Genomic DNA, 26018 nt, shown 5'->3' on the forward strand with positions numbered 1-26018 from the left:
AAGGGACCATTAACTAAAAGATGGAGAGCATCAAAACGTGAGAAAAAGCAAAAAGTACAATTTTAGAAACTATTTCAGTGACCAAAAATGAATCCTAAATCTGTCAAGCTATTTCAGGGTGATACACCATAATGAATCCAGAACAATCGCCATTTATTGATGTGCATAGCTGTATGGTTTAGAATGATGTGCCAAAGCAAATACGCCCACCGGAACTATAAAAATAAATGTGGCGAGTGCTTCAAATCGCGTGCTTTATACCCTAAAAAATAGCGCAAAAGGCCGTTACGGAGCCGCCAAATAATTGCCCCCCGCTTTTGTTGTTTGGTGATTACAATTTCCCGAACTTTCATCGTTTATATGCCAGAATTATTCATAATCCCTTCCAAAAATGCGCTCTCTCTTCAACCTACGAAAGATTATTCGTCTTTTTCCACAATTTGCGGTGTTTTCCACACTGTTTTTTACAGAATGTGGAAAACTCAATGAAATCCGAGTCGTTGGGCGAAATTTTGAGGATGAAATCAACCTCGCCCAAAACCTAGTCTTTACCTTCAATAAAGACATTGTAAAGATGTCAGACCTAAACAGCTGGGAATCTACCAAGTTTGTTGAGTTTGTACCTGCCGTAGCAGGAAAGTTTAAATGGACTGCGCCCAACGAACTGGTGTTTTCACCCGCTAATGGTTTCGAGCCAGCTACCGAATACCGAGCGGAGTTGAGTAAAGAACTGGCAAAAAAAACCATTGAAAATAAATACGGCGTTTCTGACGAAGAAATGGAATTTCACACCCCCTTTTTACAGCTGACCAATGCCGAAACCTACTGGACCAAATCCCGCGATACTGGCAAGCCTCTTGCCAAAACCAAGCTCTTGTTCAACTATGCCGTCAATGGAAGTGAAGTAGGCGCCAAACTCAAAGCTAATACGGAAGAGCGCCCTCTACAATCGTCTGTAATTCAGACTCAAATATCAGATGCAGTCACGGTTTCTCTGTCCAATGCCCTGAGCAGCAAAAACGAGCAACCCTTAGAAGTGGTTTTGGAAAAGGGGCTGAAAGTTCCGAATACAAACTATACAAGCAAAGAAGAAATCAAATACACAAGTAATCTCCCTTCGTCAACCACAATTGAAATAAAAGACGTAAAAACGGGCTTTGAAAACAACCGAGGTACGGTGCGAATCATTACAACTCAAGAACTCCAAAATGAAGACCTTAGTACTTATTACAGCATTCAGCCTGCGGTACAAACTAAGGCCGAATTGACCGAAAATGGCTTTATCATTCGCGGAGATTTTAACGAAACTGATACCTACGTTTTGACCCTAAACCAAGAAATCAAAGGAGTGTTAGGCGCGCGTTTGGAAGAAAGCGTTACCAAAGATTTGTTTTTTGGCCTCATGCCGGCTAGCATTGCTTTTGTCAACAAAAAAGCTGTTTATCTTTCTTCCAAAGGCTCTCGTAATGTAGGCGTACAGATTGTGAATGTACCCAAAGTACAAGTCAAAATCGCGAAGATTTATGAAAACAACATCTTGCAATACCTCCGCAACAATCGCTATGAAGAATACGGCTATCTGGGCGGCGAAGATAATTGGGGACCTACTGGAGCATTTAATTATGAAGACGACTACAATCAATCTTACAGCGACCTTATCGTTGACAAAACCGTCGAAACTGACAATTTGCCCAAAGTAAAAGGGGTATCGGCTCTTAACCTTGGCATACCCGATGCGTCTAATTCTTTCCGTGGTATTTATCTCGTAACCGTCCAATCCAAAGATGAACAATACCAACGAGCCAACAAACTTGTGTCACTTTCTGATATTGGCCTCATCACTAAACAAGGCAAAGATGAAGTATGGGTTTTTGCCAATTCAATCAAGACCGCGGAGCCTTTAGACAAATTGGAAATAAGCCTTATTTCGTCTAACAATCAAACCGTTGCTACTGCCAAAACAGATTCTAAAGGCGTGGTAAGATTTGATAAGCTTTCTGAAAAAGCACCTAATTTTAAAATCGCTATGATTGTAGCTCGAACGTCTCGTTCGGGTGATAACACAGAAGAAGACTTCAATTATCTATTGTTAGAAGATACTCAAGTCGAAACTTCCCGTTTTGAAGTAGAAGGCAAACGCGACAATGCCACGGGTTTTGAAGCTTTTGTGTATGGAGACCGTGATATTTATCGCCCTGGCGAAACGATTCATTTCAACACGGTGGTGCGTCACCAAAATTGGAAAAGCGTTGGAGAAATCCCGTTGAAAATAAAGGTATTATTACCAAACGGAAAAGAACTAAAAACGTCGCGCCTTACTACCAACAGCGAAGGAGCCATCGAAATGTCTCTTACACTTGATAAAGCTGCCGTCACCGGTGGATATAGCATTGAAGTATATAACGCCAACGATGTATTGTTGACTTCTAAAAAGCTACACATTGAGGAATTTATGCCCGACCGCATCAAGGTGGACGTTAGAAGCAATCAAGAATTTTATCGTTCGGGTCAAACAGTTCAACTCAGTGCCACCGCACTCAATCTGTTCGGGCCGCCTGCTTCGGGTCGCAACTACGAAATGGAGTTTTCGCTCAAGCGGAAAGCATTTGCTGCCTCCAAATTTAAAGAATACATCTTCGAGATTCCGAGTAGTAATACCAAATTTGAGAATGTGGTAAGGCAAGGCACTACCGATGAAAACGGAATAGCCAAACAAGATTTTCAAATTCCGGCCACGCACCAAGATTTGGGCGTGTTGGAAGGAAAAATTTACGTAACAGTTTTTGATGAAACAGGCCGCCCCGTCAATCGCCTCAAACGCTTTGATGTTTATACACAAGATGTTTTTTATGGGGTCAAAATGAATGATAGCTACGTGGGCCTGAACGCCCCCGTGCCTATTGGACTTGTAGCGGTGGATAAAGACGGAAATGCCAAGCCCTCTGCTACTGCTCAAGTTGACATCATCCGGATGGACTACCAAACGGTCGTAGAAAAGCAAAATGACCAATTGCGATATGCCTCCAAAAAGCGCGAAAAAGTAGTTTATTCCAACATGGTTTCCTTCAAAAATGGTTTCGCTGAAGTGCGCTATGTGCCCACCGTATCGGGCGAATACGAAATCAGAATCCGTCGTAGCAATGCTAATGGCTACACCACGACGACGTTTTATGCCTATGGTTGGGGAAACACTTCGGCCTCCTCCTTTGAAGTAAGTAATGAAGGCGAAGTTTTGATGGAATTTGACAAACCCACCTATCAGGTTGGCGACAAAGCGACGGTTTTGTTTAAAACGCCTTTTGCCGGAAAACTCCTAGTCACGTTAGAAAGAAATAGTGTATTGGAGTACCACTACCTAGAAACAGACAACAAATCGGCGGTTTTTAAATTTTCGTTGGAAGGCAAACATTTACCCAATGTATTCCTGACCGCTACACTCATTCGTCCCCTCGACCATTCGGATTTACCTCTGACGGTGGCGCATGGTTTTGCCTCCGTGAAAGTGGAAGACACCGACACTAAGCTTCCAGTAGAAATCGTAGCAGTGGAAAAATCGCGATCAAAAACAAAACAAAAAATCAAAATCAAAACCGCCCGTAACGCACAAGTGACAGTAGCAGTAGTAGATGAGGGCATTTTGCAAATCAAGAATTTTCAAACGCCTGATATACACGGCTTTTTCTATCAAAAACGTGCTTTAGAAGTTAGTAGTCATGACTTATATCCTTTCCTTTTCCCTGAGCTATCATTGGCTTCTTCGAGCAGTGTAGGAGGTGATGGTTATGATTTAGAAAAACGAATCAACCCGCTCTCCAATGGACGGGTCAATCTAGTGGCCTATTGGTCGGGGCAGCTCAATAGTGGTTTTAGCGGAGAAGCCGAATTTGAAGTCGATATTCCTCAGTTTTCGGGTGATTTGCGCATCATGGCAGTAGCTTACAAAGACAACGAATTTGGCTCAGCCAACAAAAACATGAAAGTCGCTGACCCTATCGTAATCAGTACCGCTTTGCCTCGTTTTTTGAGTCCTGGTGATGAAATAATAGTACCCGTCAATATTTCTAATACTGAAAAAAACGCGGCCAATGTCACCGCTAGTATCGCCGTAAATGGAAAACTCCAATCTCTTTCTACTAGCGCCCAACGGCTTTCTATTGCCCCCGAAAAAGAAAATCGTACGGCTTTTGTAGTGAAAGCGGCTCAGGCTATGGGAACAGGTACTATCACCGTGACGGTCAACAATGGAAAAGAGAAATTTGTAGAAAAAACCGAGCTAACGGTTCGTCCCGCTTCTTCACTCCTCAAAACCGCTCAATCGGGTACTATTGTGGCAGGTAGTCAAGGAATGATTGATTTAAGAGGCCATGACCTGATTCCTAATACTGTAAGTAGCAAAATCATCGTAAGCCGCTCTCCTATGGTTCAATATGCCAAAGCACTTGACTATCTTTTAGGATACCCACATGGTTGTATTGAGCAGACGATTTCGAAGGCGTTTCCTCAAATTTATTTTGCAGATATTGCCAAAAGTTTTGCCCCCAAAACCTATATCGTCAAAACAGGGGCGAGTGATTTTAATCCTAATTTCAATGTCCAAGCGGCTATTCAAAAAATTGAAAGTATGCAGCTTCCCAGTGGAGCAGTGAGCTATTGGCCTGCTAGTACGGAGGAGTCGGCGTGGGGCACTGCATATGCCACTCATTTTTTACTCGAAGCTCAAGAGGCTGGTTTTGAAATCAATGCTTCAGCCCTTGGACGAATGCTAGATTACTTGACCACCAAAACAGGGTCATTAGCTACCGAGTCAGAATATATTTTAGACGAAGCAGGCAATTACACCCAAGTAAATATCGCTAGCCGTACTTCTATCTATGGGCTTTATACTTTGGCTTTGGGAGGAAAAGCAAACCGCGCCTCTATGAATTATTATAAGCAAAATCAGCAATTGCTTACGCCCGATTCAAGGTATTTGCTTGCTTCAGCCTTCAAACAAATAGGTGACGAACGAAGCTACAAAGATTTGCTTCCTGCTAATCTTCCCGAAAAACAATCGCCACGGCAATTAAGCGGCAGCTTTGCTTCTCCTATTCGCAACTTGGCTTTGACCCTCAATACGCTTATAGAGTCGGATCCAAATCAATTACAAATTCCTACATTGGCAAGGCGATTGTCGCAAGCACTCAATGCCACGCCCTATCTCAATACCCAAGAGGCGGCATTTGCCTTCTTGGCATTGGGCAAATTGGCAAAGAAAAATGCAACAAGCACGGCCACGGCCAATTTGACCCTCAACGGCAAAGGCTATCAGTTTGATGGCAAAGATTTGAGTATTGCTATCAATGGATCCCTTCGGGGGGGCGGGACTGCCACAGGCAAAGGCTCCGTCTATTGGTTTGCTCAAAGTGAAGGACTCAGCACCACAGGCAGCTACGTAGAAGAAGATGCCGGCTTGCGGGTACGTCGCCAATTTTTGAATCGCAACGGACAGGCTGTGAGTACTTTCCGTCAAAACGATTTGATTGTAGTCAAAGTATCTATCAGCAGTACTGATGGTATCCCGGTCGAGAATGTGGTAGTAACAGATTTGCTTCCTGCGGCGTTTGAAATCGAGAATCCTCGTCTCACAGAACCACGTGATATGCCTTGGATTCAGAACCCCACTACTCCCGACCACTTCGATATTCGCGACGACCGTATCAACTACTATACGACTGCCAACAGTACCGAAAAAACTTTCTATTACATGGTGCGAGTGATTACCAAAGGTACTTTCACCATCGGCCCCGTCTCAGCCGATGCCATGTATTCGGGAGATTTTAGAAGTTATTGGGGAGGTGGAAAAGTAAAAGTGGAGTAAAACAAAAAACCGTGCCAAGGTTGTGAACCTTGGCACGGTTATATTTTAGCCTCGTCAACATCACTCAGAAGGTTTTAAAAGTTATTGGGTAAGTGGAAAAGTGGAGTAAAACAAAAAACCCTGCCAAGGTTCATAACCTTGGCAGGGTTATATTTTAATAACTCAAAATCGTAAACTCTGTACGACGGTTTTTCTGGTGTTCTTCTTCCGTTTTAGCATCCTTAATAATAAGACGAGTTTCACCGTAGCCTTTTGCCACAAGACGATCGGCCTCTACACCTTTAGATGCAATATAATCCACTGCCGACTGTGCCCTATTTTGAGAAAGTTTATTGTTGTAAGAATCTGAAGCGCGGGTATCGGTATGTGAACTTAACTCAATTCTAACCGTCGGGTTATCTTTCAAAATCTGCACCAACTTATCTAGTTCCACCGCCGCATCTTCTCTAATATTGAATTTATCAAGGTCATAGTAGATATTCTCCAACACAAAGGTTTTGTTAATAGCCAAACGGTCGAGCTTATAGGCTACCGTAAAGGTGGTATCCATCGTAAGTTTTTTACGGAAAATCTGTGGAATAGCTCTACCCGCCATCGTAAACGACTCTCTCTTGGCTATATAACCTGGCTTCTCTATGAGCAAGGTATAATCTTTACCTTCTTCCAACGGAAAAGTTCCAAATATCCCGCCCCCCTTGGTACTGCCTTGCCCTATCAAACTATCGGCAGAGGCTTCATAGATTTTAACTACCGCCGAATCTAGCGGAAAGCTAGGCGTTTCGTTAGAAGAAATGGTACCTGCTAAATAATAGTTAACGATTTTGGGTGGTTCAGGTTTAGCAATTGTACGACGACGGGGGTCATCCAATGGTAGTTTTTCAAGTTCGGCAATCTGGGTCGAATCAAGTCCTACACTTTCATCCTCTACAAAATAAATATCATCATCGCCTTTGCCTCCCTCACGATTCGACGAGAAAAACCCGTATTTCATCTCATCATCAATAAATACCAGCCCAAAATCATCGAAACGAGAGTTGATTGGAGCGCCTAAATTTTCGATCGAAATAACGCCTTGCGAACGTGTAGCCACAAACAAATCAAGCTTACCTAAGCCCGGATGCCCGTCGGATGCAAAATAGAGTTTAGCATCGGGACCTACATACGGAAACATCTCATCGCCAGGCGTATTGATGTCTTTTCCCATGTTTACAGGTTTGCTAAAACGCCCCGAAGCATCCATATTGGTACGATAAATATCAATACCTCCTACTCCACCTGGACGATTGGAACAAAAATATAGAGTACGACCGTCACGAGAAAATGCTGGACTTCCATCCCAGGAAGCCGAATCACTTACTGGAATCAAACGAGGTTCGGTCCATTGTCCACTTGCAAAACGACTCAAATACAAATCCACATCTGCAGCACCTTTGCGTTTGCCAGTGTTTCCTCTTGCAAATACTACTGTTTTACCGTCTTTGGTAAAGGTGACGTTTGCTTCATTGACTCCTTCCAAAAACAAGGAAGGGCTAAAAATCTGAGCATCGCCCCCTGTTTCGTCGTAGTTTTCGGCTAGTTTTACCTTGTAAATCCCCGTCATGGGCATACCGTTGGTTTTATAAACAGTAGATTTGCGGGATGCCGCAAAAATCAAATCATCGTCTTTCACAAAAGGCGAAAATTCAGCACCAGGGGTATTGAGTTTCCCTAAATTTTTTACTTGATAAAACGTCTTTTTTTGCTGAATGACATCTATCGATTTCAATGTATAAAGCTCACGATTGGCTTTTTCGGCAGCTACTTTACTGGTAGGATTACTTGCGATATACTTCTCAAGCTGAGCTGCGGCTTCGGAGTATTTGCCAGCCGCCTTCAATGCAAACGCATAATTGAAAGGAGCTTCAGGGTTTGTTATACCATTTTCTAAAGCTTTTTGATAATAAGGCACCGCCAATTCAAACCTATTGGACATTCGATACGACTCTGCAATGAGATAATTGGCTCTCCCTACTTCATAGTTTGCTTTTTCGGCGGTTTGTAAATCTTTGATAGCTAGGTCGTATTCTCCATTATCAAATTTACGTACCCCTTGTTTGAAAATCGATTGGGTAGAGTTACAGGCTACTAGAAGGGCTAAAAACCCCACCATCACCACGCTTGATATAAATGTATGCTTTTGCATAATAGTTCTGGAACGATGCGTATGCGGCTAAGTTAGCAAAAGAGTTGTTTGATGCTTAATTTTAACGCTAAATATTGTTGAAATGTTGCATAAAAAAACCCGACAGTATAGATTTTCTGTCAGGTTTAAAAGTGGTTTTTGAGTCTTTATAATGTAATAATTACAAAATCCAACGGAAAAAGACATATAACGTAAACGATAAGAAAATCGAAACAGGTAAAGTGAGCACCCAAGCTAACAAGATATTTCTTACTGTTTTGGCTTGTAAATTTTTAATTCCTTTGCTCGCTACCATCGTACCCGCTATCCCCGACGACAACATGTGGGTAGTACTCACAGGCAAGCCTAAGCCTGAAGCTAATCCAATTGTACTCGCCGCTACTAGCTCTGCCGAAGCTCCTTGCGCATAGGTAAGGTGAGATTTCCCAATTTTTTCTCCCACAGTTACCACAATTCGCTTCCAGCCTACCATCGTGCCTAACCCCAACGACAGCGAAATCATGAGTACTACCCAAAATGGCGCATAGTCGGTATAGCGGCGTAGGCCCTTTTTATCATCCGTACTTTCTTTTAAAATTGCCTTATCTTGAGGGCTAAGATTGACCGATGCACTTTCTGACAGTTTTTTTAGATTACTATTGATTACTAAAATATCACGACGGGCATCCAAGCGTTCGTCTTGCTTGATTTGTGTTTCTGCCGCCGAAGCATTAATCAAATTTGTGAGATCACTACTACTACTCTTCACTTTAGCCAATTGCTTTTTTTCTTCTACTCCTAGCAGCGTAGTATCTATTTTGTTCATAGTTTGCTCAATCGCTATCAGGTTTTTTTTCATTGATTGAGGTTCTACTTTATCATTGAGCGCAAAATACGCTGGCACAATTCCAATCAAAATCAACATTACAAGTCCTACGCCTTTTTGACCATCATTGTTTCCGTGAAAAAAACTTACCCCTGTACAAGTCAAAATCAAAATAGCCCGAATCCAAAAAGGAGGTTCTTGGTTTTTTTTGGGTTCACTAAATACTTGGTCGCGGGTTTCTTTACTAAGTGAACGACGCAATATAAACATCAACGTAACCGCCAAACTAAAACCTACTAAAGGAGACAACAACAATGAACCGAATATTTCGGTGGCTTTTCCCCAATTGACGCCTGCGCCATCGGTAGCCTCAGGCATCATCGAAAATGCTAAACCTACTCCCAAAATAGACCCAATCAACGTGTGAGAGCTAGAAGAAGGAAGCCCAAAATACCAAGTCCCAAAATTCCAAATAATCGCACTTAGCAACAAAGAAAGTACCATCGCAATACTATGATAGACATTTTGGTCGATGAGTAGCTCCACAGGAAGTAAATTCACAATCCCCATCGCCACAGCTATCCCGCCCAAGAGTACACCTAAGAAATTACAAAAACCTGACCATATAACGGCGGTCGTGGGCTTGAGAGAGTTGGTATATATGACAGTAGCCACGGCGTTGGCAGTGTCATGAAATCCATTTACAAATTCAAAAGCACAAGCGCATAAAATGCATATGAAGAGCAGAATAAAAATGTCTAATTCTAAACCAAACATAGGAAGTGAGCGTAAAAGTTTATTTGTTTTTTTTCGTTTAAGAAAGCCAACGAACTACTCTTCATCAAGAAGTTAGCGCTTAAAACAAATCTAAAAGAGGGATTTTTCAAAAGTCACGGATTTGATTTGTGAAGTAAGTAGTTGTTTTCAGAATAAGCAAATGTACAACGGCAAAGTTTATCAAACCAAAGTTGCTTACCCTCTAAGTCGTTATGAAATCTTTAAGTTTTTGGGCTATTCTCCAAAACCACAATACTTACTAATTAGGCTTCTAAGAATATACATTTCTTTGTCCAAACTTAGGCCACAAAATTACGCTCATAGACCCTAATCTACGCTTGTTTCAATATTACCAAATTGTTAATTATTTATTAATTTTTGCAGGAAAATGGATAGTCGTGGGACGCATCATAAAACATTTCGTTGTTTTTTCCGCCAATCAAGGTGATATTTCAGTTTTACCTCTCCTTCCTCTTCTATGGCTCTGATGATTAGGTTTCGTCCATTAAGGTCATGAATGATATGTTGCTCATCATTATCATCCCTTTTCAAATTACTTAAAGGTACATGTACCAACAAGTCCGTTTTGGTACCAAAGCTATAAGTGCCTCCTACAAAGAAAGTTAATACGCTCGAAGCTATTTTCATTTGAGCCATATTGATTTCTTGACCTTGCAACACAAACTCATTTTGAAGACGCTCAAAACGAACATTATCAAAATTTCTTCTTTTGAAAAACACTCGTTGCATTTTTTTGAGAGGTTCAAAATGGTTTAGTTCTGCTTCCACAAGCTCAAAAGCCAAGCGCCCATTCATGGTAGAGGGAATCAATTTAAAGTCTTTATTGAGCTGACTTGAATAAGAAAAGGTAGCACTTATTTTGCCTTTGAGATTTCGGTCGGAGACGGTCTCTTGCCCAAAATTATCAAAACCATAAAAAACTTTTTGAACATTAGCATTGTTGAGGCGTCCTTTTGCATACAGTTGATGAATAGCTTGATTGAAGTTATTTATACCTCCTGTCACCTCAAAAGTTCCCCCAAAAGCATTCATTCGCACATTTTCACATTTGATAGCTTTTTCACTGAGATACACTTTTCCTTTGACATTTTCGGCCTGAAAATTATGATAATGTACTTTTTTAGCAATCAACAACGTTTTCAATTCTAAATGAGAAAGGATTTTGTCGACCAATTGCGTAAAAAACTTTCCATTGCTTCTCCCTGCATGTTGATAGTTGCGAATCCAATCCAGCCCTAAATCAGGTGTAAATACGGCGATATCCCCTATTACTTTACCCGAAGAATTAAAAGCGTAAGGGAGTAAGCCTTCCACCTTACCACTCATTTTTATTTGATTTTTTTGATGCTTTAGATGTAAGTATGATATTTCTACTTTCTTACCATTAAAACGCATCCCACTATTCATTCCGCTAAAACTAAGACGGTGAGGGAGATACACAAAAGCTCCATTTTCAAGCTTGGCATGACCGTCAAGTTTGCCATTGAGTTGTTTGGTATGGGGGTCAAAAATAGGATTCATACTTCCTTCATAGCAGTAATCTACCCATACATTGCCCGATATTAGTTTGAAATTACGCTCATCAATCAAGTCATTGCATTCTTTCAACTGCGCCCTAAAATTCCCCTCCATCACCAGCATTGGCTCATCCAAATCTGATACCGTAAAAGCAGTATTCATCGGAATCACCCCATTAAACAAGGCACTTACATTTTTTGCGACAATGTGCGAATTTTGATTGCCAATGGGCAGCAGGGAATCTACTTGGTTTGTAAAATGTCCCGTCGCTATCACTTCCGACAACGGTCCAATAGGGCTTTGGTATTCGAAAGTATGGGTTTGAAAATCCACCACCACCAAGGGGTCAGTACCTCTTTGACGTAGAGGAGCATCTAAGAATACGTGTCCTGTTACAATGGGTAAGATTTCAAATTGACTTATTTTTTTTTCCAATGTTTTAGGCAAAATAGCCAAAGCACGAGGTGCCGCGATGGTATCTGTATCTATTTGAAGTTTGATATGTCCTTCCGAAGAAAAGTCTACACTGCCTTGTAAGGAAAACGCATCTTGAAAAACATGCACCGAAGAAGGTAACACTTGTAGGGTGGCAATGTCAGGATTAAACACCAACTCTAAATCCAACGTAGTATTTTTATTTTCTAAAAAAGCGCCCCTTTTAACATTGAAAGCCAGTCCTTCAAAATAAACTTCTCCTTTGAGTTTCATTTTCCAAAGAGAATCTATTTGCGAAAACTTATTGGTGAGGTCTTCAGCCGTGAAGCCAATTCGTTGATTTTTAGGGGAATTTTGTAGCGAAAACGCTACATCTTTTAAACAAACCTCCTTTAAATTGCCAAAAATTTGGCGTAGCATAGGGGACTGCGAAGAAACCTGAGTGGTATCTGGAGCATTTATCTGATTAAAAACACTTAGATTACTGTAGCCATTGCTGTCCACAAAAACAGAAATTTTTCCTTCTTTTAAACAAACAGAAGTGATTTTCAATTCTTTATTTAAGAGTTTGCGGGCATCTACTTCAAGCGTAAGCTGCTCCAGTGATAGCAACTTCGTTTGATGACGTACAAAAGCCGTATCTTGCAATTGAACTCCAAACAACGAAAAAGTGAATCCTATACCATTGGCAAAAGGAGTAAAACCAAAATCCTTGATGCTCACTCGTCCATTGATATGCTGATTGGCTTCTTTGACAATATAACGAAACAAATCATCACGGTATTGATAAGCCCACACACCCATCCCACCTATCAAAACCACGAAAGCTCCAATAAGGTATAAACTTATTTTGAGTATTTTAGGAATAGCCATAGCTTATCAAAAATAACATTCCAATATACGTTAGTTTTTCTTTTAAAAATATCATACCAAAACAATGCAATATCGAAGATTTGGAAAAACCGACTGGCAAGTGAGCGAAATCGGTTATGGCATGTGGGGCTTAGCGGGCTGGACAGGTTCAGAAGAGACAGAGTATAACACCGCCCTCAATCGTTCAGTAGAATTAGGGTGTAATTTCTTTGACACCGCTTGGGGTTATGGAGCCGGTTTAAGTGAACAAATACTAGGCAAACTTGTAAAGCAACACGCTGACAAACGTCTGTACATTGCGACCAAAATCCCCCCCAAAAACTTTAAGTGGCCTTCTAAACCAGAATTTAGCCTCGACGACTGTTTTCCCGCTAGTCATATCATCGAATACACCGAAAAAAGCCTCAAAAATTTGGGAGTCGAAACTATCGATTTACAGCAGTTTCACGTATGGGAAGACCATTGGGCACAGCGCGAAGAATGGCAGAATGCCATTGAAAAGCTAACTCGCGATGGCAAAGTGCAACATTGGGGAGTAAGTGTGAACCGTTGGGAACCCGACAACGTCCTCAACACCCTCCGTACAGGAAAAATCTCGGCAGTGCAGGTCATTTACAATATTTTTGACCAAGCACCAGAAGACAATCTCTTTCCGCTTTGTAAAGAACTAGATGTGGCAGTCATAGCTCGTGTGCCTTTCGATGAAGGCACGCTCACAGGTACTTTTACCAAAGACACGAAGTTTCCAGCAGATGATTGGCGGAGTACATACTTTGTACCCGAAAATCTCATTTCGAGCGTCGAACATGCCGATGCACTTCGCCCGCTTATTCCTTCCGGAATGAATATGCCCGAAATGGCACTACGGTTTATTTTGGCCAACAATGATGTAGCCACCACGATACCAGGTATGCGCAAAATTCGGAATGTAGAATCCAATATGGCTACTAGCGACGGGCGGCAACTTTCCGAATCGTTGCTTGAACAACTTAAAACACATCGCTGGGGTCGTACTCCTACAAGCTGGAGCCAATAGCCCCCTTCTGAACCGACAAAAGAAGTTTATATAGGCTTTTTTTGTCGGTTATTTTTTGCCTTTCCACCCTATCAAAAACACCCCCAATAGCACAAGCAAAGTACCTAGGATTTGGGGTAGTGAAATATTTTCATCTAGGATATAAGTGGCTAAAAAAATTGTAAAAATAGGCCCAATACTGGCAATAATAGACGCATTGCCCGAGCCGACTCGTTTGATACCTTCGGCAATAGCAAAAGTAGGCAATACCGTCACTAAGATAGCCATCGTAATACCAATCCAATATACTTCACTTGGATAATGCCAAATCTGGAAACGATTAGCAATAAAACAATGTATCATCACAGGCACAGTAGCCGCGATAAGTGCATAAGTCGTAAACTTTTGGGGACCCACTTGCGGAATAATTTTATCTCCTCCTACCAAAAACAAGGAATAAGCCAAACCGCTACAAATCACCCAAAACGCACCTAAAAAGAGGTTTGTTTGCTGGGCTGAATCGATATTTTCAAAAAACGCCAGTAAAATACCCGAATACGTCAATCCCAAGGCAAGAAGTTGAAGTTTAGAAACAGGTTTTTGACGAAAAAAAGCATTGATAAGCAACACAAAGGTGGGATAAATAAAAAGCAAAATTCGCTCAAGACTTGCCGTGATGTAGTTGAATGCCTCAAAATTGAAAAAACTCGCTACATAATACCCCATGATTCCTAATATTGAGACCCACCCCCATTCACGAAGAGAGAGCTTTACATTTTGCTCTCGAGCCGCTAATCGCCACGCTATAAATAGATATATGGGGAGCGAAAAAACCATCCGCAATGTTAGTAAGGAAATGGAGTCTATGTCATATCGAAACGCGAGTTTGATAAAAATACCTTTCAACGCAAAACAAAATGCCGCAAAGAAAACCAAAAAAGCACCTAACCAGTAATACATTCGAGTCATATCAACTAAACCAAAAATGCTTTAACTTTGGTTCTTCCTTTTTGAAAAGGAGGCATTTGTCAGGTAGTATTTTCAGAGAATTTTCTATCTTGGGAAGTGGTCTATGTATTTACAAAAATCATCAACAACATGAAAGCAGTATATTTAGTATCAGCCGTCCGAACTCCTATTGGTAGCTTTGGAGGAAGTTTGTCAGGGGTTTCGGCTACGCAATTAGGAGCTACTGCCATCAAAGAAGCCGTATCTCGCGCCGGGATTGAGTCCGCTTTGGTAGAAACCGTTTATATGGGCAATGTGGTATCGGCCAACTTAGGCCAAGCTCCCGCCCGCCAAGCTGCTTTAGGCGGTGGCTTAAGCAAAAATGTAACATGTACCACTATCAATAAAGTATGCGCCTCTGGCATGAAAGCCATGATGATAGCCGCTCAAGATATCATGCTCGGGCAAGCCGATGTCATCGTAGCAGGTGGCATGGAAAATATGTCCCAAATTCCTTTTTACCTTGATAAAGCGCGTTTTGGCGGATATGGCTATGGCAACGGTATCTTTATCGATGGACTAGCCAAAGACGGTCTTACCGACGCCTATGGTGGAATGGCCATGGGAGTATGCGCCGATGCTACCGCCCAAAAATATCATTTTAGCCGTGAAGAGCAAGATGCTTTTGCGATTGCTTCTTATCAACGTAGCGCTACGGCGTGGGAAGCGGGTTATTTTTCCAAAGAAATAGTACCCGTTCAAGTTCCTCAAAAAAAAGGCGAACCTGTCACAGTTTCTCAAGACGAAGAATATAAGAATGTAAAATTTGACAAAATACCTTCTCTGCGCGCTGCTTTTAGCAAAGAAGGAACCGTAACCGCCGCCAATGCCTCTACTATCAATGACGGAGCCGCCGCTACCATCTTGATGAGCGAACAAAAAGTAAAAGAATTAGGGATAGAACCTCTCGCCCGCATTGTCGCTTTTGCCGATGCCGAGCACGAACCTGAGTGGTTTACAACTGCGCCAACTGTAGCCGCACCTAAAGCTCTTAAAAAAGCAGGTCTGACTACTTCTCAAATTGATTACTTTGAAATCAACGAAGCTTTTGCGGTAGTTGCATTAGCATTCATGAAAGAAATGGGAATCTCGCATCAACAAACCAACGTATTTGGCGGAGCGGTATCTCTAGGGCATCCTCTTGGCTGCTCAGGTGCTCGTATCATCGTAACGCTCCAAAATGTACTGACTCAAAAAGGAGGGAAATACGGATTGGCGGCTATCTGCAACGGCGGCGGCGGTGCCTCTGCCATGATTATCGAAAACCTTTAATAAAAGCACAAAAGTCAGATGAAAAACGCTTGTATCTCATCTGACTTTTTATTTTTAACAATCTAGTGAAAAACCGTTATTTTCTTATTTACAAACCTTTCGGAATGCTTTCACAGTTTTCGGTCGAAGGAGATAAACCCACTTTGGCCGATTTGCCCTATGAGTTTTCAAAGGATGTTTATCCGGTAGGGCGTCTTGATGCGGATAGCGAAGGTTTGTTGTTGTTGACCAATGATACTAGCCTCAATCATCGCCTACTCAACCCCAAGTTCAAACATCAGCGAACCTATTTTGTACAAGTCGACGGGCAGATTACTAACGAGGCTCAAGAAGCGCTAAAAAAAGGAGTTACCATTTCAATTGACGGAAAGCCCCACCATACACAGCCCGCTAAAGTACAACTTTTGATAGTTCCTCCCCCCTTGCCAGAACGTGTACCTCCGATTCGGGTTCGACAAAATATTCCTACGAGTTGGATAGCACTTACCTTACACGAAGGCAAAAATCGGCAAGTTCGTCGTATGACTGCTGCCGTGGGCTTTCCTACCCTTCGTCTTGTACGCTGGTCTATCGAAGACATCAAACTTGGCAATCTCCAACCAGGCGAAGTACTAGAAGTAGAAAAAGAATGGCTTCTTAAAAAGCTAAAAATCAATCAAGTGTGAAATACAGCTGCCTACTTTTTGAGTTTTTTCTTTGACTTAAGCCAAAATACCGAACTCTTGTAGATATTTCTCCATTTCTTGCTGCATTGCTTTGGCTTCTGCTGCCGCTTTTTGCGGAAAATCAACCCCTGAAGAAGCATAAATGATACTTCTAGCGGCATTTACTAGCAGGCCGCAGTCTTTGTTCATCCCATATTTACAAACCTCCTCCATGCTTCCTCCTTGTGCTCCCACTCCCGGAATCAATAAAAAATGATCGGGCGCTAGGCGACGTATTTGTTTTAGCATGGGTGCTTTGGTTGCGCCTACTACATACATCAGGCGGTCGGCTCCTGCCCATTGCTGAGATACTTTAATGACCCGTTCAAACACAAACTCATTTTCATTGTCTAGCACGACTTGGCTATTCATAAGCCCCAAATCATCCTCATCGTTTCGTGTCAGTCTGGGGTTAAGCAAGTTCATCTGAAAATCGGCACTGCCTTCATTGGAAGTCAAAGCCAACAATATCACCCATTTATCCTTAAAATCTAAAAAAGGAATAACCGAATCTCTACCCATATAGGGAGCCACAGTGATACTATCAAAAGACATTCCTGAAGAGCTTTTATCAAAAAAAGCCTGTGCGTACAATGAAGAGGTATTGCCAATATCCCCTCGCTTTGCATCAGCAATAGTAAAGCATTCTTTGGGAATATACCCTAAAGTCCGCTGAAGGCTATTCCATCCACGAGGCCCGAGTGCTTCGTAAAAAGCAATATTAGGCTTATAAGCTACCGCATAGGGTGCCGTGGCATCAATGATTCTTTTATTGAATTCAAAAATGGCATCAGGTTCACGCAAGATATGTTTGGGTATTTTTTTTAAATCTGGGTCAAGCCCCACACAGAGAAATGATTTCTTACGTTTTATTTGTTCAATGAGTTGTTCGCGGGTCATATTTATAGGGTAGTAAGTTCAGACTTGATAAGAAATAAGCTACACCACAATATTGACTAAGTGGGTAGTATCATTTTCTTTTTCCAAAGAAAAACGCTTGGTAGGATAGTCATAATGAAGCAAATACAACCCTAAATTGGTATGTAAATAATTATCCATTTCATAGAGGGGTTTTTCAAACAAGGTAGCCAACAATACCCTCATGGCGCGTCCATGCATAGCTACCAAAATGGTGCGTTCTTCAGGCCTTGACAAAATCAAATCAATCACTGGCAGTTGTCGATTTTTGACATCCACTGGGCTTTCTCCTCCTTCGGCTTGCAAGTCGATTTTTCCTCCTTGCCAACTTGTCACCAACTCTCGATAATAGTCATTGTCCATGCTAGTAGGAGTACGCCCTTCCCTTATCCCCCAACTAATCTCATTAAGGCCTTCATAAGATTCATGAGGCAAGCCCCTATCTAAAAACCCCCGAACGCTCTGCACTGTTCGAATGAGTTTAGAAGTATAAATCTTATCAAAATTCAGGTGCTGATAGGCTTCATAAAAAGCGTTAGCTTGTGCATGACCTAGGGCATTAAGCTCGGCATCTATGCCACTTCCTTGCACTACGCCGCGACGATTGTAGTCAGTTTCGCCATGACGAATGAGGTAAATAGTTTTAGAAGACAATTTGTTAGGTAGGTTATATTTTATAATAATTTTGACTCTCATTACAAAATTACCCCTTTTCCCGATGTTCAACAAAAATATTACCATCGAACAAATCCAGCAATGGAATAAAAATACCATTGCAAATCAGCTAGGTATCGAATATATTGAAATAGGCGAGGATTTTATCACGGCCAAAATGCCAGTGGACCATCGCACTCACCAGCCTTTCGGGCTTTTGCACGGAGGAGCCTCCGTAGTACTTGCCGAAACCCTCGGTAGTGTCGCTTCGTTCCTGACACTTGCTCCTAATTCGGGGCAGCAAGCTGTAGGTCTCGAAATCAACGCCAATCATATCCGAGGCGTCAAAAGCGGGTGGGTATATGGCACTGCTACGCCTATACATATAGGGCGGAGTACCCAAATATGGGAAATCAAAATCACTAACGAAGAAGGGAAATTGGTATGTGTGAGTCGGCTTACGATGGCGATTATATCAGTAAATTAATGCCGTTTTTTGTAAAAAGACTTTCTAAGTTTAAGGCATTGCCCCCTAATTCTTAGAAAGTCTTTTCATTACAACTCCGCTACATTGAATCGCACTTGTATGCCTCCTGCCGTGGTAGCCCGACGGTACGAATTGAGTACATAAGGATTGTTGAAAGTACGGTCAAAATAAAACTGAATACTCCACAATTTGCTCACAGTATAGTTGACTTGCGGGCGTAGTTGGAAGTTATAATTACCCATGATAGCCGTAGGAGGCTCATCAAAACGACGCTGAACCGTACGAGTATCTCGGATGGTAAAATTACACTGAAACAAAAGGTCGTTTTTGAGTTTTTTAAATTCCCCGTTGATTCTGAAAGGAATCCGTACGTTGTTGCGCGTAAAACCTACTGAGGCCGTGATATCACGGTTAAACATCTCTGCCAATTGGGCATTTGATAAATTGAGCGAAATCGTTCGATCTTGATTATAAGTAAGACGCAAATCGATTTTGTTTTGAGTACGAGCTCGGAACCCAATCAGTGGAAAAAACCGCTCAGACAAAGTAATGGTACTCATTACAAAAATAGGAATAGCATTGTTGTTTTCACCGCCTAACAAAGCCAACTGATAATCCCGGTTGTCGAGCGTGAGGTATTGAGTATAGGCTTCATTATAATCCAAAGCAGAGGTGAAATTACCCACGCTGTACGTAGATTGATAGCTATGCTCCAAAGTAAATGCACTAAAGATTTTTTTGAAGAAAGGAATCTGCGACAACCCTCCATAATCTACCCGCCAGTTGGGCAATGGAAACCCAAGGAAGGGGTTGGTTCTTACCTCATTAGCATCCTTACCATTATAAGCCGCAAAAAATGCTGCAATCAGTACATCTTGAGAGTTGAGGTTATACTCAACATTTTCTGGCTTTCCTTCCCTTCTCATTAACCTCTCTAGCACGATTGCTCTATTGGCTTTAAATTGGTCAAAAATAGGTGAAGAATTATCCTTGTTGATTTTAGCAAATGCCGTTCTGAAAGACATAAAAGACATTTGAAAATTACCGCTTCTTACTGGGCTTTGAACTCTATAGGTAGTTCGGTCGGTAGAATCTGTGACGCGATAAAACATGCGATATTCATCACCTCGTTTGAGTTGGGCATTGATTTGTATTTTAAAATCTTTGAACGGCTCCAAACGGGTATTGATTCTAAACAAGCGACTATCGGTCTGCACAAAAGGCACATTGAGCATGGTACTTCTGGTCAAATCTCCCTTTGCGGCTGCATCATACAAAACATTAGGGCTCTGACTACCAAAAATAAAATGAGTCAAAGAAGTAACTTTTGTACCCTCAAGCCCCCATACACCTTGGCTTCCAGGCAAATACCCTGGCAACATCGTTGTTTTTTGGATAGTATAATCCACATCAATGCCCCGCACTGTCATCAACAAACGAGTGATATTTTTCAACAATTTACTTGGTTCTCGCGCCACATCTTCATCGTCGCCAGGGCTACGGGCAAAGTTTTTGCGAGGAGGCGAAGGATTATTGGCAAATCTTAGATAACGTAGTTTGTTGTATAATTTCACAAAATCTACTTTTCCTCTTATGGATTGTTCTCTACCATTTCGAATGCTATTTCCCAAAAGATAATTATCAGTATCTGTAAGGCGATAACCACCCGCAGTAAAAGCTGAACTTTGATTGGAAGTATTTGTATTATAGGTAGCATTATTTAAACCACTACTATTCAATCCATCTGTACCACTGTACAAAGAGGAAGAGAAAGAAGTAATAGGCGAAAACTGATAATTGATGTTATGATTATAATCGGCAGTCATCCAGTCGAGGAGAGGAATTTTTTCGAGCGGAAGTCTATAAGTAAGTTTTATCTTTTGGTCATAATTTTTCATCCGACCAAAACTTCGGAAGTTACGCCAAACGGAATCTCTTTTGATTTCGGTATCAATATTTCCTAAAGGTTCGTCTATGATAGCATTGGCTAAAGCGCTATAGGTTAGCACCACATTTTTGGTCAAGTTCCAGTTGAGATCATAAGCTCGATTAAACAAGAAATATTTTTCAAACAACGGATATTGACCCACATCTGAAAGGTCTCCACTGCGATATTGCGTACGAATAAAACTACGGTCGGCATCAAATCGTATTGCTATCTGAGTGGGCAAAAGAGAAAGATTAAAATCTTTAAGTAGCTCTAAATAAGGACGTTCAAATCCTTTGATATTTCGTAATGGTTCCCAAGGTCGTTGAGGAAAACCATATTGGTATACAATCCCTCCACGATATTGTCTTTGCGTATAATCAGCAACCATACTACTGCGGCGTGTTTGCTCATTGTATGCATATGTAAAAGCAAAGTTTTCAAAATCCCAGAAATGCCGCTTAGCATTAGGATTTGTTTTGGTTTTACGAACATTAGAAAAGTTAAACCCTCGTCGTTCGGCCTTTTCGATAGCAGCGTTTTCGAGTTGTAATCGTCGCGGGTCATTTTCTGCATAATTGGCCAACGACATCGCCAAAGGTGTATCAGGGTCGTAAGGATTGAAATGAGGGCTTATTTGCTTGATATCATAATTGACATAGAGCGGAATTTTGAAGCCCCATTTTTCATCCAACAATTTGTCTAATGCTATAGCCGATGAAATACTAAATTCGGTGGTATTGTCGCGAGAACGGTCAGCGAGCTTTTGTTGTACTCCCCCAAAACCAAAAGTAGTCCATTTTCCGGCCATTTGAACCGTAGCGAAATCAGCTAATTTAATATCTGCCCGCGCAATGGCAGCCGTTCCAGACTGATTATCAAAACCTTGTACATGAAGCTCATTGACCCATATACAAAAGCTCTGAGGAGACTGATCTACCGAACGGGGATTTCGCATCCCAATCATAATCACCATCACATTGCTCAAATCTGGCCGTCCCACTACCGTAATGCGGTATACTCTTCCTAGATTGTCAGTTTTTGTAACAGTATAAGGTGCACTCAACGAAGGGTTAGGCTGTCGGTCTCTTTCGGCTTTGGCCTCTATCAACCAAGGAATTTCGACGTCTATTTCATTTTGAGCAGGCCACACTTCCTCCGGAATATCTCTATTGGGGAGTGTAGCTTGGAGGTTTGTTACTTCAATTTCATAATAATGCTCAGTCACGTCTGTTCCCAATCGCATAAATGCTGATACCTGACCACTCATTGCATCATGCATGTGAACATACATTTTGAGCCTTTCGCGGAATAGTAAGTTTTGGCTCTGCACATTTTTGAAAGCTGCGCGAGAGTCACCATCACGCAAATCGGTTACGCACAAGCTCATCGCTTGCTCATTGAGGGGACGTTGGTTCGGAGTTGTAAAATCTACATCCCTCTGTACTCCGGGAGGAACCGTATAAATATACCTCTGAGCTTTTGGGTCAGTAGGAGCTGTTCCATTTTCTTCTACGCTTACCGTGGCTATTTTAAATTGCGCATCATAAGGTTCGGGAACTTCCTGAAGACCACGCGCATTGAGGTCGCCTGTGTATTTGCGATATTGGGTAGCGACCATCTGAAGTTGTGCAAAACGCAAAACTACCGGCTCTGACCAACCAGTAAGATACATTCTGATAAAACGAATAGATTTAAAGCCATTGATATTACCGACTTTCTTGGTGTATTCTCTAACAGGCACGCGAAACAAATACCAGTTAACAAAATCACCATTATCGTTAGGAGCCGTCACTACATCCACAATGTAAGGTTTGCCTACTCCCAATTGGTCTTTCTGTAAATCTATTTCGTATTCATAATAAGCCTCTTGGTCGTTGATAGTATTGTCGACGTTTAGATCTTCAATATCTGGTAAATTAGTGGAGGCAGGAGTAATCTCACTGGTGCTATTAAACTCAGGGGTGTTGTTTTCCATACCCATGTAGTTTTTATAACGTTCCACTATTTTTTTGTTAGCACTGTCGGCTTTGGCACTAAAATAAAACTCAAAGTCATCACCCGAAGGGTCAGCCAAGATTTGGTTGCGGGCCTCTGTCGTTAGGTTGGTGGGAAGACGTTGGATATATTCACTAAAAAAATCACGTTCCTCCAAATTACTTAATCCATCTAATCCAATATCCTGCTTGGCACGGGCTTCAGGCTCATTAGTAAAAGCATTGATAATATATTGCTGACGCGTCGAATATCCCCAAGCCGTTTCGGCTACATTGGCAGGTTGGTCTGGAGTCGAGGTGGCTACTTTATCTACTAGAGGCAGTCCATTCTCGAAATCATAACGTCCGTTTTTGATTACATCTTCCGAAATCTCCCCTAAGTTGAAATAAAGTTTTCCGCCAGTGGTATTATTCCGATTTACAATTCCATCTTTAACCACTCCATTAGGACCTTCTTTGAAAGGATCCATAAGCCAAAACTCCACAATTTCGACGTTGGCATTGTCAAAATCTACATCAGAGCCGATTGCGCGCGTTATCGCTCCAAAATTATTGCGTGGATTACGAAGCAAGCCATTGGCATCTAAGTCGGTAGTGTAATTGTACATTCCCCTTTCTTGTGGGAAATAAGCGATGTCTAAGATACTTTCTGGCAGATTGACCAAATACTGTCCTCTTCCTTTAAATATATCTTGGGGTCGAAAAAGACGTTCATAAAAATTGTTAAAATCCTGAGGTGTAATATTTTGGGGTCGCTCACGCAATCCCGCTTGGGCTTGCGGCGAAAAAGAAATATCAATCGTATAAGCCGAAATTTTAGCACGATTGTAAGCGTATGGGAGAGGGTCGGTGGGTGTACCCTGAGGGAATTGTGCTGGCGTAGCTCCTAATCGCCAACGGTTGGGCTGACGTGTAAGGTCAAACTGCGTACGAGCCGCCTCAAAATCATCAATGTAAATCCGGTTCCGAACTTGTGGATGCAAACCAGCAAACGATTGTGCCACCTCTCCCTGAAACTGCACACTTGATATTTCTTTGGTTTCGAGCAAAGGCAGCTTATCAAGCAGTTTTGTCAAAAGCCGAGATTCTTTGCGAAACGTCAAATCTGCGCCAATGATTGAGTTACTGACGGGGTCGTTGCCCAAAGAAGCGCGGGTCAAAAAACCAGGCGGCGTTTCTCTCAATCTCATGGCAGTTACCCCTACTTGCATGTCTCGATTGACGGTGTAGTTGAGGCGCGTTCCGAGTAGTGTCCTGATTTGATTTTGGAACAAATCAGGCTGTTCGTAGCAGATTTCAATATCACGACCCGAATTAGTAACACTTTCATTGATGATACGTACCGCTCCCGATTGCCCTTCTACACTATAGTCGATACCTTGTTGCAGCTGTACTCCTCCTGCTCTTACTGTTACAGATTTGTCGGATACTCCAAAGGGCAATTGTACCGTAGAGCCGCCGGCTGCTCCTTGAAAAGACCCTTTAAGGAAGTATTTATTTTTTTCAGTAATTTGCTGCGCATCAATCTGTGTACTGCGATAAAGCTCATTAAAAACATACTTATTAGCCAATACTTCCTGTCCTACAAATTGCTTCGCAAGATTAGCACCAAATGGTTCCAAAACCGGGAATATCACTCGTCCCATACGGCTATCTATCGTGACGCCTTCAATAAAGTCGAAGTTTCCGTCTCCTACAGGATTTCTTTGGCTATCAAAGACAGGGTCATTCAAAGAATTGAGCCTATCAAGTCCCATTACTTTCACCAAAGGGATATTGGCAATAGGCCCCTCTTGTAGGTTAGGGTTATCAATCCCTGTTAAATCATCTTTGTAAATGACTCTCAGCTGAAAGTTTTGCTTAGCGACTTGAGTGGTATTTAATGAATAGATGTTTTTCATCATCAAATTCCACATAGGGTGTGCCGTGTTATTACGAATAGTGGAAGACTTCAATAGTTTAAGCACCAAAACTTCATCATCGCGACGAGATTGATAATCTTCGGTGAGCTCTCCTACTTTGTATTTTTGGCCGTTGAATGTATACTCATAGGCTACTGCCAATATTTCATCGTTACGCAGAGGCGTTAGCAATGATATGTAACCCAGCTCCGGTTGAAATTTATATTCACGTTCGGAGAGTTTACGCGCTCCACGTAGTAAGTCATAATCCGTACCACGCTGAAGATTGTAACGGCTATCAAGGGCAAAGCTGGTTTTATCAGCTTCACGGAGTTCATTATCAGTAGTTACTTTCGCAAACAAGCCATTGCTTTTATTATTGATAGGTTGGTTTGCTGAGATTGGTTGCAAGTTTGGATTGGTGGTATTGGCAGGAGTAGATTCTCCTAAGTCCGAAAAACCGACTATATTACGTAATGTCTCGGTATTATTGGTACGGTTGGTGACATACACTTCTAGACGTGTCACCGTTATACCAGACATAATCATGGGCAAGTTACCAAGCCATCTTTCATAATTATTTCTAAAAAAGTACCCTAAAAAAAAGTGTCGGTTTTCATCATACGCATCCGCACGAATCTCAAAAGCACGGTTTTGAACCCCACCTCTCAAGGTGATACATTGCTGACGGCTACGCTGCTGAGACGCTACTACCGTAGCTGTCAAACGCCCGAAACGTAAGTCAACTTTTGCACCAAATAGATTTTGAACTCCTGGAATCAATTGAGAAGGCAATTGCCAATTGACATTCCCCGCCTGCACTCCTTGAATGATACTCTCATTTTCGGGAATATAACTCTGAGGGCCAAACCCTTGACCAAAAGTGCTATTTTGCCCTAACCCATTAACGCCTGTTTGCCCCATTCCCGGTACATTGGGGGTGGTGGGTAAATTAGCCTTCCCAGGCCGATAGTCTAGTTTGAGTTGATTTTCAAAGTTGAAGCTCGACTTAGTATCGAAATTAGTCAACATCCCAAGTTTATCCCCAATTTTTCCATTGAAGTTGATGTTGATTTGCTCATTAAATAAAAAGTTGGTTTGATTTCGTTGCCGAATCGGAATATTAGGATCTTGGTTTTTTTGGTTGATTACTCCAAAATCTAATAATACGAAGCCATTGGGTTTGAAATCGACGATATTACTTCCAAAAACCCGATCAAACCCAGGAGGTAAATCCAATTTAGGAAGGAGTCCTCTGGCTCCAAGTGCTCCTTTTCCATCTTGCTTGGCGGAGTATTCGCGACGTAGATATTCAAAAACGCGTTTATCTTGTAGTTTTTGAAAATCCTCATAACTCATCGTCAATGGATTACGATAATTTAGAGGAGGTAATTTAGTATCTCCAATGCGTTCATAAACCGACATACGGCCGGTAGAATCTAAGCGAAATTCATTAGAAAGGCTTTTGGGATCGCGCAAATAAAGCGATGAGCGAGATGGAACATAATTAAAACGATTACCAAATCGATCCATCCAAGTCGAGTACAATAGTCTACGGCTTTGGCGATTACTGTGACTTGTATCTGGCGTAGTGCTTCGTCTATTGGTAGGTTGTGACTGAGCCACAGCCTCTTGGCTAGTCAGCCATAGAAAGCATGACAACCCAA

At 41.8% G+C, this 26018-nt stretch carries 12 protein-coding genes; 5 read left to right on the top strand and 7 right to left on the bottom strand.

Annotated elements, in window-relative coordinates:
- Positions 1-391 precede the first annotated feature (391 nt).
- Positions 392-5857 carry an alpha-2-macroglobulin gene (locus P1X15_RS30225; protein ID WP_277341860.1) on the top strand — a complete coding sequence of 1822 codons (5466 nt, stop codon included), beginning with the start codon at positions 392-394 and terminating at the stop codon, positions 5855-5857.
- Positions 5858-6011: 154 nt separating this feature from the next.
- Here the strand turns inward: P1X15_RS30225 and P1X15_RS30230 are convergent, their stop codons facing one another.
- The 3 genes from P1X15_RS30230 to P1X15_RS30240 form a co-directional block, all read right to left on the bottom strand.
- Positions 6012-8039 (bottom strand): OmpA family protein, encoded by a 2028-nt coding sequence (locus tag P1X15_RS30230; protein WP_277341861.1) that lies wholly within the window; start codon positions 8037-8039, stop codon positions 6012-6014.
- Positions 8040-8199: 160 nt separating this feature from the next.
- On the bottom strand, positions 8200-9621 hold the full coding sequence (locus tag P1X15_RS30235) for an inorganic phosphate transporter (protein WP_277341862.1): 1422 nt from the start codon (positions 9619-9621) through the stop codon (positions 8200-8202).
- A gap of 408 nt (positions 9622-10029) precedes the next feature.
- The gene (locus P1X15_RS30240) at positions 10030-12468 is read right to left on the bottom strand and encodes an AsmA-like C-terminal region-containing protein (RefSeq protein WP_277341863.1); all 2439 of its coding nucleotides are present in this window, start codon (positions 12466-12468) and stop codon (positions 10030-10032) included.
- Positions 12469-12532: 64 nt separating this feature from the next.
- Here P1X15_RS30240 and P1X15_RS30245 point away from each other — a divergent pair, with 64 nt between their 5' ends.
- Positions 12533-13504, top strand: coding sequence for an aldo/keto reductase (locus P1X15_RS30245; protein WP_277341864.1), 972 nt, complete (start codon positions 12533-12535; stop codon positions 13502-13504).
- A 48-nt stretch (positions 13505-13552) separates the two neighbouring features.
- On the opposite strand, the gene P1X15_RS30250 is transcribed toward P1X15_RS30245, so the two are convergent.
- Entirely contained in the window at positions 13553-14443 is an 891-nt protein-coding gene (locus tag P1X15_RS30250; protein WP_277341865.1) for a DMT family transporter, read from the bottom strand.
- A 138-nt stretch (positions 14444-14581) separates the two neighbouring features.
- Between P1X15_RS30250 and P1X15_RS30255 the strand changes: the two genes are divergently transcribed.
- Positions 14582-15763, top strand: a complete 1182-nt coding sequence (locus tag P1X15_RS30255) for a thiolase family protein (RefSeq protein WP_277341866.1) — start codon at positions 14582-14584, stop codon at positions 15761-15763.
- A 104-nt stretch (positions 15764-15867) separates the two neighbouring features.
- Positions 15868-16428: a pseudouridine synthase gene (locus P1X15_RS30260; RefSeq protein WP_409049720.1), complete on the top strand. Its 561-nt coding sequence runs from the start codon at positions 15868-15870 to the stop codon at positions 16426-16428.
- Positions 16429-16464: 36 nt separating this feature from the next.
- Here the strand turns inward: P1X15_RS30260 and pyrF are convergent, their stop codons facing one another.
- Together pyrF and P1X15_RS30270 are read right to left on the bottom strand one after the other, a co-directional pair.
- Positions 16465-17367 carry an orotidine-5'-phosphate decarboxylase gene (gene pyrF, locus P1X15_RS30265; protein ID WP_277341868.1) on the bottom strand — a complete coding sequence of 301 codons (903 nt, stop codon included), beginning with the start codon at positions 17365-17367 and terminating at the stop codon, positions 16465-16467.
- A 39-nt stretch (positions 17368-17406) separates the two neighbouring features.
- Positions 17407-18039, bottom strand: a complete 633-nt coding sequence (locus P1X15_RS30270) for a histidine phosphatase family protein (protein ID WP_277341869.1) — start codon at positions 18037-18039, stop codon at positions 17407-17409.
- A gap of 64 nt (positions 18040-18103) precedes the next feature.
- On the opposite strand from P1X15_RS30270, the gene P1X15_RS30275 reads away from it, so the two are divergent.
- Positions 18104-18526, top strand: coding sequence for a hotdog fold thioesterase (locus tag P1X15_RS30275; RefSeq protein ID WP_277341870.1), 423 nt, complete (start codon positions 18104-18106; stop codon positions 18524-18526).
- Between the two features lie 68 nt (positions 18527-18594).
- Here P1X15_RS30275 and sprA read toward each other — a convergent pair whose 3' ends face one another.
- Positions 18595-25977 (bottom strand): cell surface protein SprA, encoded by a 7383-nt coding sequence (sprA, locus tag P1X15_RS30280; RefSeq protein WP_277341871.1) that lies wholly within the window; start codon positions 25975-25977, stop codon positions 18595-18597.
- Between the last annotated feature and the right edge of the window lie 41 nt (positions 25978-26018).

Origin of the sequence: Runella sp. MFBS21 (assembly GCF_029433105.1) — a bacterium.
GTDB lineage: Bacteria > Bacteroidota > Bacteroidia > Cytophagales > Spirosomataceae > Runella.